This is a genomic window from Pseudomonas wuhanensis (assembly GCF_030687395.1).
GTDB lineage: Bacteria > Pseudomonadota > Gammaproteobacteria > Pseudomonadales > Pseudomonadaceae > Aquipseudomonas > Aquipseudomonas wuhanensis.
On sequence record NZ_CP117430.1, the window covers coordinates 4,569,883 to 4,587,613 of the forward strand.

Annotated in this window: 11 protein-coding genes; 9 read left to right on the forward strand and 2 right to left on the reverse strand. The window is 62.1% G+C overall.

Features of this window, described 5'->3' with window-relative positions:
• Positions 1-205 precede the first annotated feature (205 nt).
• Genes PSH88_RS21145 through PSH88_RS21155 form a run of 3 tightly spaced genes read left to right on the forward strand, consistent with a single transcriptional unit; the run spans position 206 to position 4,742 of the window.
• On the forward strand, positions 206-1,366 hold the full coding sequence (locus PSH88_RS21145) for an efflux RND transporter periplasmic adaptor subunit (protein WP_305422440.1): 1,161 nt from the start codon (positions 206-208) through the stop codon (positions 1,364-1,366).
• Complete coding sequence (locus PSH88_RS21150) at positions 1,367-3,340, forward strand: MacB family efflux pump subunit (protein ID WP_305422441.1); 1,974 nt, start codon at positions 1,367-1,369, stop codon at positions 3,338-3,340. It begins immediately after the preceding gene.
• Positions 3,341-3,347: 7 nt separating this feature from the next.
• Positions 3,348-4,742 (forward strand): efflux transporter outer membrane subunit, encoded by a 1,395-nt coding sequence (locus PSH88_RS21155; RefSeq protein ID WP_305422442.1) that lies wholly within the window; start codon positions 3,348-3,350, stop codon positions 4,740-4,742.
• 121 nt (positions 4,743-4,863) lie between these two features.
• Here the strand turns inward: PSH88_RS21155 and pvdP are convergent, their stop codons facing one another.
• Positions 4,864-6,489 carry a pyoverdine maturation tyrosinase PvdP gene (gene pvdP / locus PSH88_RS21160; RefSeq protein WP_305422444.1) on the reverse strand — a complete coding sequence of 542 codons (1,626 nt, stop codon included), beginning with the start codon at positions 6,487-6,489 and terminating at the stop codon, positions 4,864-4,866.
• A 203-nt stretch (positions 6,490-6,692) separates the two neighbouring features.
• Between pvdP and pvdM the strand changes: the two genes are divergently transcribed.
• From pvdM to PSH88_RS21190, 6 genes are all read left to right on the forward strand, one after another.
• Positions 6,693-8,063 carry a pyoverdine-tailoring dipeptidase-like protein PvdM gene (gene pvdM, locus PSH88_RS21165; protein ID WP_305422446.1) on the forward strand — a complete coding sequence of 457 codons (1,371 nt, stop codon included), beginning with the start codon at positions 6,693-6,695 and terminating at the stop codon, positions 8,061-8,063.
• Complete coding sequence (gene pvdN, locus PSH88_RS21170) at positions 8,060-9,346, forward strand: pyoverdine-tailoring periplasmic protein PvdN (protein WP_305422448.1); 1,287 nt, start codon at positions 8,060-8,062, stop codon at positions 9,344-9,346. The genes pvdM and pvdN overlap by 4 nt, the downstream gene beginning before the upstream one ends.
• 147 nt (positions 9,347-9,493) lie before the next feature.
• Positions 9,494-10,363 (forward strand): dihydropyoverdine dehydrogenase, encoded by an 870-nt coding sequence (pvdO, locus tag PSH88_RS21175; RefSeq protein ID WP_305422449.1) that lies wholly within the window; start codon positions 9,494-9,496, stop codon positions 10,361-10,363.
• A 272-nt stretch (positions 10,364-10,635) separates the two neighbouring features.
• Positions 10,636-12,285, forward strand: a complete 1,650-nt coding sequence (locus tag PSH88_RS21180) for a cyclic peptide export ABC transporter (protein WP_305422451.1) — start codon at positions 10,636-10,638, stop codon at positions 12,283-12,285.
• Between the two features lie 113 nt (positions 12,286-12,398).
• The gene (locus PSH88_RS21185) at positions 12,399-14,879 is read left to right on the forward strand and encodes a TonB-dependent siderophore receptor (protein ID WP_305422453.1); all 2,481 of its coding nucleotides are present in this window, start codon (positions 12,399-12,401) and stop codon (positions 14,877-14,879) included.
• A gap of 116 nt (positions 14,880-14,995) precedes the next feature.
• Complete coding sequence (locus tag PSH88_RS21190; RefSeq protein ID WP_305483363.1) at positions 14,996-16,327, forward strand: IS4 family transposase; 1,332 nt, start codon at positions 14,996-14,998, stop codon at positions 16,325-16,327.
• Positions 16,328-16,715: 388 nt separating this feature from the next.
• Here PSH88_RS21190 and PSH88_RS21195 read toward each other — a convergent pair whose 3' ends face one another.
• Positions 16,716-17,672, reverse strand: a complete 957-nt coding sequence (locus PSH88_RS21195) for an alpha/beta hydrolase (protein ID WP_305422454.1) — start codon at positions 17,670-17,672, stop codon at positions 16,716-16,718.
• Positions 17,673-17,731 lie beyond the last annotated feature (59 nt).

Sequence of the window (17,731 nt, forward strand, 5' to 3'; positions counted from 1 at the left end):
TTCTCATATAGATTTAAAGCGCTGGATCCAATTACCTGAGAAATAACCTCATTTGTCGATCTGCAACGCGACTTAAATTCCTCTCCAAGGTGCTCGTTTACAGGACAGCTTCCCGTGTCTGTCGGCCCACCGACAGCGTTCAGCGGTGCGGGTCACTGCCGTGATCGCCGAGCGACGGGCCGATTTTCACCGGCTGGAACCCCGCATGAAACGTCCCCGCCCTACCCGACGCGCCCTGTTTGTCGCCCTGTGCCTGATCCCCGCCGTAGCCTTCGCCGCCTGGCAAGTGATCCCGCCGGGGCGTGAAAAACTCGCCACCACCCTCGTAACCCGCGCCGATATCGAAAACAGCGTGACTGCCCTCGGCACCCTGCAACCGCGACGTTACGTCGACGTCGGCGCCCAGGCGTCCGGGCAGATCCAGAAGATTCATGTCGAGGCCGGCGATCAGGTCAAGGAAGGCCAACTGCTGGTAGAGATCGATCCCTCGACCCAGAAAGCCAAACTCGACGCCGGGCGCTTTTCCATCGACAACCTCAAGGCCCAGTTGCAAGAGCAGCGCGCCCAGCACGACCTGGCGCGGGAAAAATATCAGCGCCAGCAGCACCTCAAGGCTGGCGGCGCCACCCGCGAAGAAGACGTGCAGACCGCCCGCGCCGAAGTGCGGGCGACCCAGGCGCGCATCGACCGGTTCCAGGCGCAGATTCGTCAAGCCCAGGCCAGTTTGCGCAGCGATGAAGCGGAGCTCGGTTACACACGGATCTACGCGCCGATGTCCGGCACGGTGGTCGCGGTCGGCGCCCGGGAAGGCCAGACGCTCAACGCCCAACAACAGACGCCACTGATATTGCGCATTGCCCGGTTGTCACCGATGACCGTGTGGGCCGAGGTTTCGGAGGCCGATATCGGCCAGGTCAAACCCGGCATGACCGCCTGGTTCACCACCCTCAGCGGTGGCAGCCGGCGCTGGAGCAGCACCGTGCGGCAGATTCTGCCGGTGCCGCCGCGCCCGCTCGAACAGACGCAGGGCAGCCCCACCAGCGGTCGCAGCGGCAGCGAACGAGTAGTGCTCTACACCGTGCTGCTGGATGTCGACAATGCCGACAACGCCTTGATGACCGACATGACCGCCCAGGTATTTTTCGTCGCCCGGCAGGCGCAGAACGTGCTGACGGTGCCCACCGCGGCCCTGCAAAACGGCACCGCGGCAGATCGCCAAGTGGCGCAAGTGGTGGCGGCCAACGGCGAGGTTCAGCGCCGCGAGGTTCGCACCGGAATCAGCGACCGGTTACGCACGCAGATTCTCGACGGGCTGGCGGAAGGCGATCACGTGCTGAGCGCTCCGCTTACCGGCAGCGGAGGCTGAATGCAAACGCCCCTGATTGACCTGCGACAGATCCGCAAAGCCTACGGCGGTGGCGACAGCCCCCTGGTAGAAGTGCTGCGCGGCATCGACCTGTCGATCCATGCCGGCGAATTCGTCGCCATTGTCGGTGCTTCCGGTTCCGGCAAATCGACCCTGATGAACATCCTCGGTTGCCTCGACCGCCCCACCAGTGGCGACTACCTGTTCGCCGGGGAAAACGTCGCTGGCCTGGGCAGTGACGAACTGGCGTGGCTACGGCGCGAGGCCTTCGGCTTCGTGTTTCAGGGTTACCACCTGATCCCGTCCGGATCGGCCCAGGAAAACGTCGAGATGCCGGCCATCTACGCCGGCACCCCGGCGCACGAACGCCATGCCCGCGCGGCGGCCCTGCTCGAACGCCTCGGCCTGGGCTCGCGCACCGGCAACCGTCCACACCAGCTCTCCGGTGGTCAGCAGCAACGGGTGTCAATCGCCCGAGCCTTGATGAACGGCGGACACATCATCCTCGCCGACGAACCCACCGGCGCCCTCGACAGCCATAGCGGCGCCGAAGTCATGAGCCTGCTCGACGAACTGGCCAGCCAGGGGCACGTGGTGATCCTGATCACCCACGACCGCGAAGTGGCCAAACGCGCCAACCGGGTCATCGAAATCCGCGACGGTCTGATCATCAGCGACACCGCCACCAGCCCCTCGGCCGAACCGCGCACGGCCCGTCCCGGCGCGCTGCAAGCCGTGGACCTGCGCCAGCGCCTGAGTGCCGGCAGCGAAGCCAATGGCGCCTGGAAAGGCGAATTGCTGGACGCGGTTCAGGCGGCCTGGCGGGTGATGTGGATCAACCGCTTCCGCACCGCCCTGACGCTGCTGGGGATTGTGATTGGCGTGGCGTCGGTGGTGGTGATGCTGGCGGTGGGCGAAGGCAGCAAGCGACAGGTGATGGCGCAGATGGGCGCCTTCGGTTCCAACATCATTTACCTCAGCGGCGCCGCGCCCAATCCGCGTACGCCGCCCGGGATCATTACCCTCGACGACGTCGCCGCGCTCGCCAACCTGCCCCAGGTGCAGCGGATCATGCCGGTCAACGGCTCGACGGCGGGCGTGCGTTTCGGCAACGCCGATCACACCAGTTATGTGGGTGGCAACGACACCAACTTCCCGAGCATCTTCAATTGGCCGGTGGTTCAGGGCAGCTATTTCACCCAGGCCGACGAAGACAGCGCCGCCGCGGTTGCGGTGATCGGGCACAAGGTCAGGGAGAAGCTGTTCAAAGACCTGACCGATCCGATCGGCCAGTACATCCTGATTGAAAACGTACCGTTCCAGGTGCTCGGCGTGCTGGCGGAAAAAGGTTCCAGCTCCGGCGATTCCGACAGCGACAACCGTATCGCCGTGCCCTACTCGGCCGCCAGCGTGCGTCTGTTTGGCAGCCGCAATCCCGAGTATGTGGTGATCGCCGCCAAGGATGCGCGCAAGGTCAAGGAGGCTGAGCAGGCCATCGAACAAACGATGCTGCGCGAGCACAAGGGCAAGCGCGATTTCGAACTGACCAACAACGCCGCGATGATCCAGGCCGAGGCCCGCACCCAGGGCATGCTGTCATTGATGCTCGGTTCGATTGCAGCGATTTCGTTGCTGGTCGGCGGCATCGGTGTCATGAACATCATGCTGATGACCGTGCGCGAACGCACTCGGGAAATCGGTATTCGCATGGCCACCGGCGCCCGCCAGCGCGACATCCTGCGCCAGTTTCTCACCGAGGCGGTGATGCTCTCGGTGGTCGGCGGTCTCGCCGGGGTCGGCCTGGCATTGCTGGTTGGTGGCGTGTTGCTGCTGAGCAACGTCGCGGTCGCGTTCCAGTTGTTCGCCGTGCTCGGCGCCTTCGGTTGCGCCCTGGTCACCGGTGTCATCTTCGGCTTCATGCCTGCCCGCAAGGCTGCCCGGCTCGATCCGGTCACGGCCCTTACCAGTGAATGATCGACCTATGAAAGTGCCCCTGACCCTTCTGGCCGCCAGCCTGTTGCTGGCCGCCTGCAGCAACCCTGCGCCGCGCCCCGACAGCGGCCTGCAACCACCCGCTGCCTGGCAATCACCGAACACTTCAGCCGCCGCACACAGCAACCGGCAATGGTGGACGCAGTTCGGCAGCCCGCAACTCAATCAACTGATCGAACAGGCACGGGTGGGCAGCCACGATCTGGCTGCCGCCGTCGCCCGGGTGCAGCAGGCCCAGGCCAGCGCCACCATTGCCGGCGCCCCGCTGCTGCCCGAACTCAAGGCCGGCCTCAACGCCAATCGCCAACGCTTGCTGCATGGCAAGGGCTACAGCCAACTGGACGTCACCCCCACTAATCGCTCGCTGGATTATTACGATGCCGCACTGAGCGCCAGCTATGAAATCGACTTCTGGGGCGGCAAACGGGCCGCCCGGGACAGTGCCCTGCTTGGCTTGCAGGCCAGTGAGTTCGACCGGGCCACCGTGGAGCTGACCTTGCAAAGCGGCGTGGCCAACAGCTACACCCAAGCCCTGTCGTTGCGTGAACAGCAGCGGATCGCCGAGCTGAACCTGGCCAACGCCCAAAGCGTTTTGCGATGGGTGCAGACCCGCTACCACGCCGGAAGCGCCACCGCACTGGAACTGGCTCAGCAAAAAAGCCTGGTGGCCGAACAGCAACGCAAACTGCCGCTGGTGCAGCAGCAGGCCCGGGAAGCCCGGATCACCCTCGCCGCCCTGCTCGGCCAACCGGTGCAGGCACTGACGCTGACCGAGCAGCCGTTCGATCAATTGCGTTGGCCAGACATCGCCAGCGGCGTGCCCAGTGAGCTGTTGAGTCGCCGCCCCGACATCGCTAGCGCCGAGGCAAAACTCGCCGCCGCCCAGGCCGACGTGACCGTCGCCCGCGCGGCGATGCTGCCCACCCTGACACTCACCGCCAGCCTGGGCACTGGTGCCGATCTGGCCTCGGATCTGTTGCGCACGACTTTTTACAACCTGTCCTCGGGGCTGGTGGCGCCGATCTTCAACAATGGTCGCCTCAGCGCCACTCGCGACAAAGCCACGGCGCGCCAACAGGAACTGCTGGAAACCTATCGCGGGGCAATCATCAACGGCTTTGCCGATGTAGAAAAAGCCCTCAACGGCATTCGCGGGCTGGACGAACAACGTCAGTGGCAAGCAGAGGAACTGAGCCAGGCGCAGACTGCTTTCGACATCGCCCAAAGCCGCTACCGGGCCGGCGCCGAAGACTTGCTCACAGTGCTGCAAACCCAGCGCACGCTGTATGCCGCCCAGGATATGAATGTGCAGCTGAGATTGTCGCGGTTGCAGGCCAGCATTGCGCTGTACAAGGCGTTGGGCGGGGGGTGGCAAGTCTTGTAGAACGGTGTCGTTTTGAGGCCGCCTTCGCGAGCAAGCCCGCTCCCACATTAGTTTTGTGTACGACGACTATCCAATGTGGGAGCGGGCTTGCTCGCGAAGAACGATAACGCGGTCTACCTGATTAAACCGGCCATCCCTTGACCTTCAAATGCCGCGCATACCACGGCCGTCGCGGCACTTTGCGAAACAGCTCGCTCATCTTGTCTTCATCGCCAAAGGTGATGCGCAACGCCAGCTTCATGGTTTCGGGGTCCATTTCCACCGAGCGACCCGTTTGCAGGCCCGGGGTCGTGCTGCAACCGTGGGTGTCCGGCCCGAGCCATGGATCGCCCACTTCCACCCAACGCCCCGGCGCAAACCACGGCACACCGTTGACCTCCAGGCGGCTCAGTTCGCCAGGATGAAAACGCTCATGGGCGCGGAACCAGTCTTCGATGCGATCGTCGATCCAGCCGTGGAAACGCCAGAACACCGGGTTGACGTGGGACGAAAACGGATCGCCGAGAAAGTCGTTTTCCGGGGCATACCAACGCGCCGCGAAGTCGGCCTGATCCCGGGCCATCGGCACCGGTATCTCGTTGGACGGATCCCTGGCCACCGACGCCCAGCGCATGTGCAGCCAATCGTGCAGGCCCAGTTCGACCTCCGAACCGAACTGGCCGAGGGTCAGTTTCGACAGATAACGCGGATCCCGGTATTGCGACTCCCAGACCTGGAAGTTGCTGTGATAGGTCTCGGCGGCTTTGATGTCGCTGACCCACTTGGTGTATTCGTCGTCGCCTTCGGTCAACCAGGTCGGTGGCAAGGCATTGCCATCGTGATTGTCGAAATAGCGCGCGAAGCCTTGGCGATCACGCTCAAGCTCCGGTTGCGGCAAGGGGAACGCCGGCCATGAAGGCAAATCCTGCATGGACCGGGCGATGCCGAGCATGTGCCGGTGCATGAAGAAGAAATCGATGCCCGAACCGTTGCGGTCCTTGCGCGGGCCACGGGCATCACGCTCCTGGTCCCGTGGGCCGGGTTGCCAGCCGATACCGCGCAACGCCTCGCGTTTTTTCTCCGAGAGCTTGTGCCATTTGTCCCGGGACGCGTGCCAGAGCTGATGAAACAATCGATGCTCGGGAGACACCAGCCACGCCAGAAACGTCGGGTTGAGGGCGACTCGCTCCCGCGCTTCGGGAAACCGGCGCTTGATGGCGATAAAGCGATTGTCGAGTTCGGGCAAACCCAACGGGCGATTCAGGCTCAGCACCTGACCGCTGAATGTGCCACTGCCGGCGTTGCCGAAAGCCGCCCATACTTCATCGAGCTTTGCCTTGAACTCATACACCGGCGCCACCAGCGGGGCATCAGTGCGCATCAGTCGCCAGTACAGTTCAGCGCCAGTGGCCGGTGCCAGATCGCCGATGACCTGATAGCACGGCTGGCCTTCCCCGCGCAGGTGAGTGCCGGTGTCCAGGCAACCGCGCAACCCGCGCCCGCGATGAGCGATGTCGAGAAACAGCTCCAGCCCGTCCTGCGGCAAGCCATCGAGCCCGGCATCGCTGCCGACAAAACGAATGTCCCAGATTCCGCGCAAGCTGTCGGCCAGTTGCTGCCCGGCGGTGCTCGCCAGGTCGACCGTGGCCTCCCCCGGCGTGATCGGTTCCTTTTCCCGGGTCAGCTCACGATGTGCATAAAAAGCGGCAGGCACCGCAGCGCTCGTGAGCGCCAGGCCCGCCATGAACCAGCGTCGAGAAATCGTCATTGCCCTACCTGTGTCAGCCATGAAGCAGGCTTTATCCAAGCTAGAACGTTTGTTGCCCCCAAAAATTTATGCGGCCCCCTCGGAGCTGCCGAAGGCCGCGATCTTTTCGCGGCCATCTAAATTCCTGCGCCGTTCACTCGTTCTTCCCAGATAGCAAAGGCCCCTGCGCCTGCACCGGGGCGGCGAACCTGACTGAGATGGCGATGACAAAAACACGTTCGAAAAAAGCTCTGTACCTCGGCCTGCCACTGGCCCTGGCCATCAGCGCCGGCGCAGGCTGGCTGGTCTGGGATCATGGGTTCAAGGACAACCCCGGCTACCCGGTCAAGGTCATGAAACAGGCCACCGAACTGCAGGAGCGGATCCTTTCCTTCGACAGCCACATCACCGTCCCCCTGAACTTCGGCGCCCATGGCAATGAGGCCGACAAGGACGGTTCCGGGCAGTTCGACCTGATCAAGGCCAATCGCGGTCGACTGTCCGGCGCGGCCCTGACGGTGTTCGGCTGGCCGGAAATGTGGAACGGCCCGAATGCGCCCCACAGGCCCACCGACGGTTTCGTCGAAGAAGCGCGTAACCAACAGGAAGTGCGCTACAAAATCATCTCCGGGCTGGTTCGCGACTTTCCCAATCAGGTCGGCATCGCCTACACCCCCGACGACTTCCGACGCCTGCACGGCGAAGGCAAGTTTGCGATTTTCATCAGCATGCTCAACGCCTACCCGCTGAGCAATGACCTGAGCAAACTGGACCTGTGGGCCGCGCGCGGCATGCGCATGTTCGGCTTCAGCTACATCGGCAACAACAGTTGGGCCGATTCGTCACGACCGCTGCCGTTTTTCAACGACTCCCCCGATGCCCTCGATGGGCTGTCGGATATCGGCAAACAAGCGGTGCAGCGGCTCAACGATCTGGGCGTGATCATTGATGTGTCGCAGATGTCGACCAAGGGCCTGGAGCAAGTGGCGCACCTGAGCCGCACACCGATGGTGGCCTCGCACTCGGCGCCACGGGCCTCGGTGGACATCCCGCGCAACCTCAGCGACAAAGAGCTGCAACTGATCAAAAACAGCGGCGGCGTGGTGCAGGTGGTCGGTTTCTCGCAATACCTCAAACCGCTGACCCAAGGCACCCAGAACAAACTCAACGCCCTGCGCGCGCGCTTCGATCTGCCGCCATTGCCCAACCTGGCGATGGCGCTGATGCCGGGCGACCCGATCATCACTGCCTGGTCGGAACAGAAGCTCGGTCAATACGCCAGCGGCCTGTACGCCATTCTCGAAGAAGAACCCAAGGCCACGCTCAAGGACCTCGGCGACGCCATCGATTACACCGTGCGCAAGGTCGGCATCGACCACGTCGGCATCGCTTCGGACTTCAACGACGGCGGCGGCATCAAAGGCTGGGAAAATGTCGGCGAGATCCGCAACGTCACCGCCGAACTGATCCAGCGCGGTTATTCCGAAGCCGATATCGCCAAGCTCTGGGGCGGAAACTTCCTGCGGGTCTGGGAACAAGTGCAAAAAGCCGCGAAGCCTACGCTGATTTCTCGCCAGGAAACGGTCAAGCCATGAGTGACCGTCGGACCTTTCTGAAACAGGCCGGGATCCTCGCCGCCGGCCTGCCGTTGGGTGCCAGTCTCGGCTCACCGGTCGCCGCCGCGCCGCTGCAAGCCCTGCCCCGGGACAAATGGGCACAGCTGCGTCAGTTGTTCGACCAGGACCCGAACTGCATTCACTTCGCCAATTTTCTGGTGACCTCTCACCCCAAACCGGTGCGTGAGGCCATCGACCGTCACCGCGCCGCTCTCGATCTGAATCCCGGCCTTGCCATGGACTGGGACCTGGGCGTGACCGAGCAGCGCGAAGAAAACGTGCGGCTCTGGGCCGGTCGATATTTGCAGGCCAAACCGACCCAGATCGCCCTCACCGGCAGCACCACCGAAGGCCTGGCGATGATTTATGGCAGCGTGCAGGTGCGCCCCGATCAGGAAATCCTCACCACGGTTCACGAGCACTACTCCACGAACAACATCCTGCATTTTCGCAACCAGCGCGATGGCACCCGGGTGCGCAAGATTCAGTTGTTCGAGCAGCCACAGTCGATCTCGGCCGACCAGGTGCTGGATACCATCAACCGCAACATCCGTCCCGAGACCCGCGTGCTGGGCATGACCTGGGTGCACTCGGGCAGTGGCGTGAAGCTGCCGATCAGTGACATTGCCGGTCTCGTCGATGAACACAATCGCCAGCGCGACGACAAGGACCGGATCGTTTACGTGGTCGACGGCGTGCACGGCTTCGGCGTCGAAGACCTGAGCTTCCCGGCGATGAACTGCGACTTCTTTATTGCCGGCACCCACAAATGGATGTTCGGCCCCCGCGGCACCGGCATCGTTTGCAGCCGCAGCGAAGAGCTGAAATACGTCAGCCCCAGCGTGCCGACCTTCTCCGAAGCCACGACCTTTTCCACCACCATGTCCCCGGGCGGCTATCACGCTTTCGAACATCGCTGGGCCGTGGACGAAGCATTCAAATTGCACCTGGAGCTGGGCAAGGCCGACGTCCAGGCGCGCATCCATCAGCTCAACAGCTACCTCAAACAGCGGTTGCTGGAACAGCCGGGCGTCGAGCTGGTCACGCCGGTCGATCCAAGGTTTTCGGCGGGGTTCAGCTTCTTCCGGATCAAAAGTCAGGACAGCGATGCGGTGGCCGCCCACCTGATGCGAAACCGGATTGTCTGCGATGCGGTCAGTCGCGACGTCGGCCCGGTGATCCGCACCGCGCCCGGCCTGCTCAATACCGACGCCGAGGTAGACCGCTTCATCGATGTGCTTGGCAAAAAGCTTCGCGCATGAACCTGTGGCGAGCGAGCTTGCTCGCGCTTGAGTGCGCAGCACTCACATTTTAGGGGCCGCTACGCAGCCCAGCGCGAGCAAGCTCGCTCGCCACAAGTGAACAGCATTGCGCTGCGAGGCACCGTTTTCCTTTAACCGAGATGACTTATGAAAACGCCCCACACGTTCTCCGCCCTGGCGCTGACCGCTTTGCTCGCCGGTCTGCTGCCCGGCACAGCCCAGGCCGCAACCCCGCCAGCCCCCGGCAAGGTGTTCAAGGACTGCAAAGACTGTCCGGAAATGGTCGTACTGCCCGCCGGCCGCTACAGCATGGGCACGCCAGCGGATGAAGTCGGCCACCAGCCCGATGAAGGCCCGCTGCATGAAGTGACCTTCACCCGCCCTTTCGCCATCAGCCGCTTCCAGGTACTGGCCGGCGAATGGGACGCGTACGTGCGCGTCACCGGCAACACCCCCGCCGACTTCGACGATCGGCCAGGCCGTCGCTGCACGGCCGGCAAACCCAGCTTCAAACAGACCGCGCGCCACCCTGCGGTGTGCATGAACGTGGCCGAAGCCGAGGGCTACATTGCCTGGCTGTCGAAGAAAACCGGTCATGCCTATCGCCTGCCCAGCGAGTCGATCCGTGAGTACGCCGCCCGCGCCGGCAGCACCGGGTCTTTCCCGTTTGCGTTCGATGAAGGCGCCGACTACCAGATCTCGAAAAACGCCAACACCTACGGCGCCGCCGACGGCTACAACTTCACCTCCCCGGCCGGCACGTTCCCGGCCAACGCCTTTGGCGTGTTCGACATGCACGGCAACGTGTACGAGTGGGTCGCCGATTGCTACCGCGAAGACTACGTCGGCGTACCCACCGACGGCAGCCCATGGCTGGAACAGAACTGCAAACGCCAGGTGATGCGCGGCAACGACTGGGGGGAGGCGCCAGTGTTTTCCCGCTCCGGCAATCGCAACAGCAGCCTGCCCACCAGCAGCGGCGACTGGCTGGGGTTTCGCGTAGTGCGTGAGCTCTGAATCCTTTGTGGCGAGGGGGCTTGCCCTGATGCTGGTCAGTTCAGCCGTGAAACCTGTGGGAGCGGGCTTGCCCGCGATGACGGCGGTACAGTCAACATTTAAGTCGCCTGACGCACCGCTTTCGCGGGCAAGCCCGCTCCCACAGGGATTTCGCTCACCACAGGCCTGGTGACTAACCGGCAATTACCCTCTGCAGCCGTTTAAATAAAGTCCCCGACCATTCGTTTTCCTTAAGTACCGGCACTCCCTCCGCATCGAAGCAGGAATCCTCCATGACCAAGCCAACGCGTGGGGCGATCAACGAATTGTTCGCCCTGCTCAAGCCCTTCCGCCTGATCGTCTCTGTGTCCATCATGCTCGGCATGATCGGTGGCCTGAGCGTCACCGTGTTGCTGGCGACCATCAACAATGCCCTGCACTCCGCCGATGGCCTGACCCGCACCGTGGTGATGATTTTCGCCGGGCTGTGCGTGCTGGCGCTGCTGACCTCGATTTTGTCCGACATCGGCACCAATTATGTCGGTCAGCACATCATCGCCAGGCTGCGCAAAGAGCTGGGGGAGAAAGTGCTGTCAGCCCCCATAGACCAGATCGAGCGCTACCGCAGCCACCGATTGATCCCGGTGCTGACCCATGACGTGGACACCATCAGCGATTTCGCCTTCGCCTTCGCGCCGTTGGCGATTTCCCTGACCGTGACCCTGGGTTGCCTCGGCTATCTGGCCCTGCTGTCGTGGCCGATGTTTCTGATGATGCTGGTGGCCATCGCCATCGGCACCACCATCCAGGCCATCGCCCGGGCCAAGGGCATGCGCGGTTTCTACGCAGCACGAGATTCCGAAGACGAGCTGCAAAAGCACTACAACGCCATCGCCGAAGGGGCCAAGGAACTGCGCATCCACCGCCCACGGCGTCAGCGCATGTTCGTGTCCGGCATCCAGAAAACCGCCGAGAAAATCTGCGACACCCAGATCCGCTCGATCAATACCTTCGTCATTGCCAAATCGTTCGGCTCGATGTTGTTCTTCGTGGTCATTGGCCTGGCGCTGGCCCTGCAATCGTTCTGGCCCAGTTCCGACAAAGCCGTGATGAGCGGTTTTGTGTTGGTGCTGCTGTACATGAAAGGGCCGCTGGAACATTTGGTCAGCACGCTGCCAATCATCAGCCGGGCGCAGATTGCGTTTCGCCGGATCGCCGAACTCAGCGAACAGTTTTCCTCCCCGGAACCGCACCTGCTGCTGGAAGATCAGGGCCATAAACCCGGCCCGGTCCACAGCCTGGAACTGAGCAACGTGCGTTACGCCTTCCCCCCTGTGGAAGGCAGCGAGCCCTTCCGCCTCGGGCCGGTCAACCTGCGCATCCAACAAGGCGACATTGTGTTTATCGTCGGTGAGAACGGCTGTGGCAAAACCACGCTGATTAAACTGCTGCTGGGTCTTTATGCGCCCACCGAAGGCGAGATCCGCGTCAACGACCAGACGATTACCGCACTCAACCGCGATGACTACCGGCAGAACTTCACCACGATATTTGCCGACTATTACCTGTTCGATGACCTGATTCAGGGCGACCGCCAAGTGCCGCAGGATGCCACGCGCTACCTCGAACGCCTGGAGATCGCGCACAAGGTCAGCGTGCGCGACGGCGCGTTCAGCACCACCGATCTTTCCACCGGTCAGCGCAAACGCCTGGCACTGGTCAATGCCTGGCTCGAAGAACGGCCGGTGCTGGTGTTCGATGAATGGGCGGCCGATCAGGACCCGACCTTCCGCCGCATCTTCTACACCGAACTGCTGCCCGACCTGAAGCGCCTGGGCAAGACCATCATCGTGATCTCCCACGATGACCGTTACTTCGACGTCGCCGATCAACTGGTGCGCATGGAGGCCGGCAAGGTCAAAAGCGAACTGCAACCCGCCTGACCAACGAGGCCGTGGCCGATCGGAAAAATAATTTTCCGGTTTGCCGCAGCCTCCTCGTCTTAATGAGATGAATAAGAACCATTACCAACTATACCTGCCAAGGTCTTAACCTCATGTCCGCATCCCGTTTCATGCTTCGACCTCTGACCCGCGCCCTGTTAATGAGCAGCACGACTCGCTCGCGCATGACGTCCACCGGCCTCGGCCTGGCGATGACCCTGGCCATGACGCCCTATGTCCAGGCCCAGGAATGGACCCTGAACATCCCGGCCCAGCCATTGGCTCAGGCGCTGCAGACGCTCGGTCAACAGACCAACCTGCAAATCATCTACAGCCCCGAGAGCATCCAGAACCTGCGTTCCAGTGCCCTCAACGGCCGCTACCAGGAAGATGATTCGCTCAGCGCGATGCTCAAAGGCACCGGGTTGCGCCATCAGCGCGACGGCAACACGGTCACGCTGCTGGCACCGGCCACCGGCAGTGCGATGGAACTGGCACCGACCAGCATCAACGGTCAGCGGTTGGGCGCGACCACCGAAGGCAGCAACTCCTACACCACCGGCGCGGTGACCATTGGCAAGGGCGAGCATTCACTCAAGGAAACCCCGCAGTCGATCACCGTCATCACGCGCAAGATGCTCGATGACCAGAACCTGAACACCATCGAACAGGTCATGGAAAAGACCCCGGGCATCACCGTTTACGACTCGCCCATGGGCGGCAAGTATTTCTACTCCCGGGGTTTCCGCATGACCGGCCAGTACCAGTACGACGGCGTGCCGCTGGACATCGGCAGCAGCTACGTACAGGCCGACGCCTTCAGCAGCGACATGGCGATCTATGATCGGGTCGAAGTGTTGCGCGGCGCAGCCGGGATGATGAAAGGCGCAGGCGGCACCGCGGGCGGCGTGAACTTCGTGCGCAAGCGCGGCCAGGACACCCCGCACACGCAACTGTCGCTGTCCGCCGGCACCTGGGACAACTACCGTGGCCAGGTCGACACTGGCGGCCCGCTGAACGATGCCGGCACCATTCGTGGCCGGGCCGTGGTCACCCAGCAGACCCGTCAGTATTTCTATGATGTGGGCGAGCGCAGGGATCAGATCTACTACGGCGCCCTGGACTTTGACCTGAGCGACTACACCACCCTGGGCCTGGGCATGGCCTATGAAGACGTCGATGCCACCCCATGCTGGGGCGGCCTGCCCCGCTACGCCGATGGCAGCGACCTGAAGCTCTCTCGCTCCACGTGCCTGAACACCGCCTGGAACAACCAGCGCAGCAAGCGGGCCACTTACTTTGGCGATCTGAAACACGAGTTCAACGACAACTGGGCGCTGAAGGTTGCGGGGGTTTACTCGAAAAACACCCAGGACATGGAATACGCCTTCCCCAGCGGTTCGGTACCGGTTGGCGCCACCAGCACCAATACCCCGATGATCGGCAGCATCTTTGACTACGATCAGGTCGACTACGGCCTCGACGCTTATGTGGACGGCAAGTTCGACGCATTTGGCCAAGAGCACGAGCTGATCGTCGGCGCCAACGCCAGCCGCTCCCACAAAGATGACTTCTACGCCGTGGCCCTCCTGCCTGATAGTCAGAATGTGCTGAACCCCAACCATCACCTGCCCCAGCCGGATGAAAGTTTCTACCTGGCCAACGCCACCCGGGGTGGTCCGGTAGACATGCGGATCAAGCAATATGGCGCCTATTCCACGGCACGCCTGAAACTGGCCGATCCGCTGACCTTCGTACTGGGCAGCCGCGTCAGTTGGTACAAGTCCGAAACCGACTCCGTCTCGTTCTGGCGCGGCGAAGGCACGCCGATCAGTTCCGAGGCCAAGGAAACCGGGCAAGTCACCCCGTTCGCCGCGCTGCTGTTCGACATCAACGACAACCTGACCGTCTACACAAGCTACGCGGATATCTTCACCCCGCAAGGCAACTACAAGACCATCACCGGTACGACCCTCAAGCCATTGATCGGCCAGAGCTATGAACTGGGGATCAAGGGTGAATGGTTCGACGGTCGCCTGAACAGCTCCTTCAACCTGTTCCGCACCGTCCAGAAAGACGCAGCCCAGGATGACCCGGCCTGCCCGGACAGCACCTGCTCGCAGAACTCCGGCAAAGTGCGCGCCCAAGGCTTCGAAGCTGAAGTCAGCGGTGAAGTCATTGACCGCCTGCAGTTGCTGGCCGGCTACACCTACACCCAGACCAAGGTGCTGGAAGACGCCGACGCCAGTCAGGACGGTGTGTCATATAACTCGTATGTGCCACGCCACCTGCTGCGCGTGTGGGGCGATTACGCCCTCAGCGGTCCGCTGGAACGTGTCACCGTCGGTGCTGGCGTCAATGCCCAAAGCAGCAACTACCGCGTCTCGCCGAGCAGCGGCAACAACATCACCCAGGCTGGCTATGCGGTCTGGAACGGTCGCATCGGCTACCGCATCGACGACACCTGGTCCGTGGCACTGAACGGCAACAACCTGTTCGACAAGCGCTACTACGCCACGGTCGGTTCCGAAGGTTGGGGTAACTTCTACGGTGAACCGCGCAACTTCGTGATGTCGGTCAAGGCTGACTTCTGATTGCAGCAAAAATGAAAACGCCCCGCATTTGCGGGTAATGCTGTTCACTTAAGCATTTGAGTCTCAGCTGGGCTTATCCGAAAATCCGATGCCAGATATCTGGCATCGGATTTTTTATGTCTGTTCAACAGGACCTGCTCGACCTCGGCGACCTTTTCAACTTCTGCGACCTGAGCACCTTCATCCAAAACATCCCCATAGAGTGGGTCGCGTCTGCGCTGGATCTTTCCAGTCAGGCCACCATTCGTCGACGTCGCCTGCCCGCTGACCAAGTGCTTTGGCTGGTGCTCGGCATGGCGCTGTTTCGTGATGAACCGGTTCACGAAGTGGCCAGACGTTTGAACATCTGCGCCCAAGGCCTGGCCTCTGACCACCTGTTGGCCCGTAGCGGTCTGACCGAAGCGCGTAAGCGGCTCGGCGCCGATCCCGTTGAGTGGCTGTTCCGCAAGACGGGAACCCAATGGGGCGCGGAGCGCTATGACGGTGACGCCTGGCATGAACTGCAGGTGTTCGCAGTGGACGGAGCACTCTTGCGCACCCCGGATACGCCCGAGCTTCGGGACCACTTCGGGTCGGGAAACACCCCGAGCGACCGCCAGACTCCGTTTCCCATGCTGCGCCTGGTGGCGTTGATGAATGTACGTTCGCACGTGATCCTGGATGCGCAATTGAGCCCTTACCGACGCAGTGAAATGCGCTTGGCCGACGAGTTCCTGCAGCAGATCCCCGATCACTCGGTGACGTTGTTCGACAAAGGATTCTGGGGGGCCGAACTGCTGTCGAGCCTGAGCAGTGCTGGTAGCAACCGTCATTGGTTGATCCCGGCAAAAAAAGGAATGGTCTGCGAAGAAGTGACCCGCTACAGCCAGCACGATCGTTGGGTGCGCATGAAAGTCTCGCCGCAGGCCAGGAAGCGAAACCCGACCCTTCCAACGCATTGGGAGGCCCGCGAAGTCAGTTATGAAATTCAAGGCAAGCTAAAGACCGTCATGACGTCATTGCCGGCTAACGCCTACAACGCCAAGGCCGTGGCCAAGCTGCATCAGGAACGCTGGGAGATCGAATTGGGCTTCAGGGACATCAAGAGCTCGATGCAGCAGAACGCAGTGACCTTGCGTAGCAAAAAAGTCGACTTGGTCTATCAGGAGGTTTGGGGACTTTTGTTGGTTTATAACGTGATTCGTCGGGAAGCCCGCCAGGCGGCGGTGGCGTTTGGCCGAGCCCCCTCGGACATTCGTTTCAAACCGGCTTGCCAGTACATTGCCGTGCAACTGATAGTGATGGCAGCGGCCAACCCGATTTCAGCCACAGGCAGACGATTGGCAGAGTTAAGGGCAGGTATCGGAGGATTGTTTCTGGATCACCGTCCAAGACCTTCAAGGCCAAGGACGGTGAAAATATCAAAGACCCGGTTTCCAGTAGACCGTAAGGCTGCTCCGCTTAAGTGAACAGCATTACGCATTTGCGGGGCGTTTTTTTGTGCCTGTTTTGATCGTTCCCACGCTCTGCGTGGGAATGCCTCAACGGACGCTCTGCGTTCGGCTCTGGAAGGGACGCGGAGCGCCCCGGGCTGCATTCCCACGCGGAGCGTGGGAACGATCAAACAAAAGATCGCCCGCCCTTAACCGATCGTTCCCACGCTCTGCGTGGGAATGCCTCAACGGACGCTCTGCGTTCGGCTCTGGAGGGGACGCGGAGCGCCCCGGGCTGCATTCCCACGCTCTGCGTGGGAATGCCTCAACGGACGCTCCGCGTTCGGCTCTGGAGGGGACGCGGAGCGTCCCGGGCTGCATTCCTACGCAGAGCGTGGGAACGATCAACGGCTTAACTGGTTGATCAGTTCAAATGCCGACTCAACGCACGGCTCAAGCTTTCATGCACGCTCAGCACATCCGGCATCACCGAGGCCAATCTGAGCAGGTCATGGGTCAGGCCCGGGCACTGTTCGAGTTCGACACTCACCCCCTGCGCGCGCAGTTTATCGACGTAGGCCTGGCCTTCATCGAGCAACGGATCGAACCCGGCCAGCAGCACAATCGCCGGCGCCACACCGCGCAGGTCCTCAGCCAGCAACGGTGAGAAGCGCCAGTCCAGCAGGTCTTCGGGGCTGCGGGCGTAGTGTTGGTAAAACCAGTCCAGCGTGTCGTTCTCCAGCAAATACCCTTCACTGAACAACAAGCGCGAATCGTGAGCGCGCGAGGCATCAGTGACCGGATAACACAACAACTGCACCTTGGGGACGATGGCCACAGTGTGTGGCTGAACCACCGCTTGCAAGGCCAACACCGTCGCCAGCGTGGCACCGGCACTGTCGCCGCCGAACGCGACGCGACCGACATCCAGCCCCAGGGCCAGCGCCTGTTCCGCCAGCCAAAACAAGGCGTCTTCACCGTCCTCCAGCGCCGTCGGGAAACGGTGCTCCGGCGCCAGCCGATAGCCCACGGACAACACCGCGCACGGGGTGCGTCGGCAGAATTCGCGGCAGACTCCGTCATGGGAATCCAGGCTGCCCACTACAAAACCACCACCATGGAAGTACACCAGCACCGGTATCGGTGCCGTCGCCCCGCTCGGCCGATACAACCGCAACGCCAGCGGCGCACCGTCCCGAGCCGGGGTATTGATCTCCAGCACGTCAAGATCCTGAGGGGCATCCCAGCGCAACTGCGCGGTGGTCTGTTCGAAGATCGCCCGGGCCTCGACCGGGGTCAGTTGATGCAGCGCCGGCTGGCCTGCGTCCTGGCCGTCTTGCGCCAGGTCGAGGAAGGCTTCCAGATCAGGGTGTAACGACATCGAAAAATCCTTCTATCCACCAAAAAAGGCGTCAGTAAAAGGGGCGCGTCAGCAAAAAG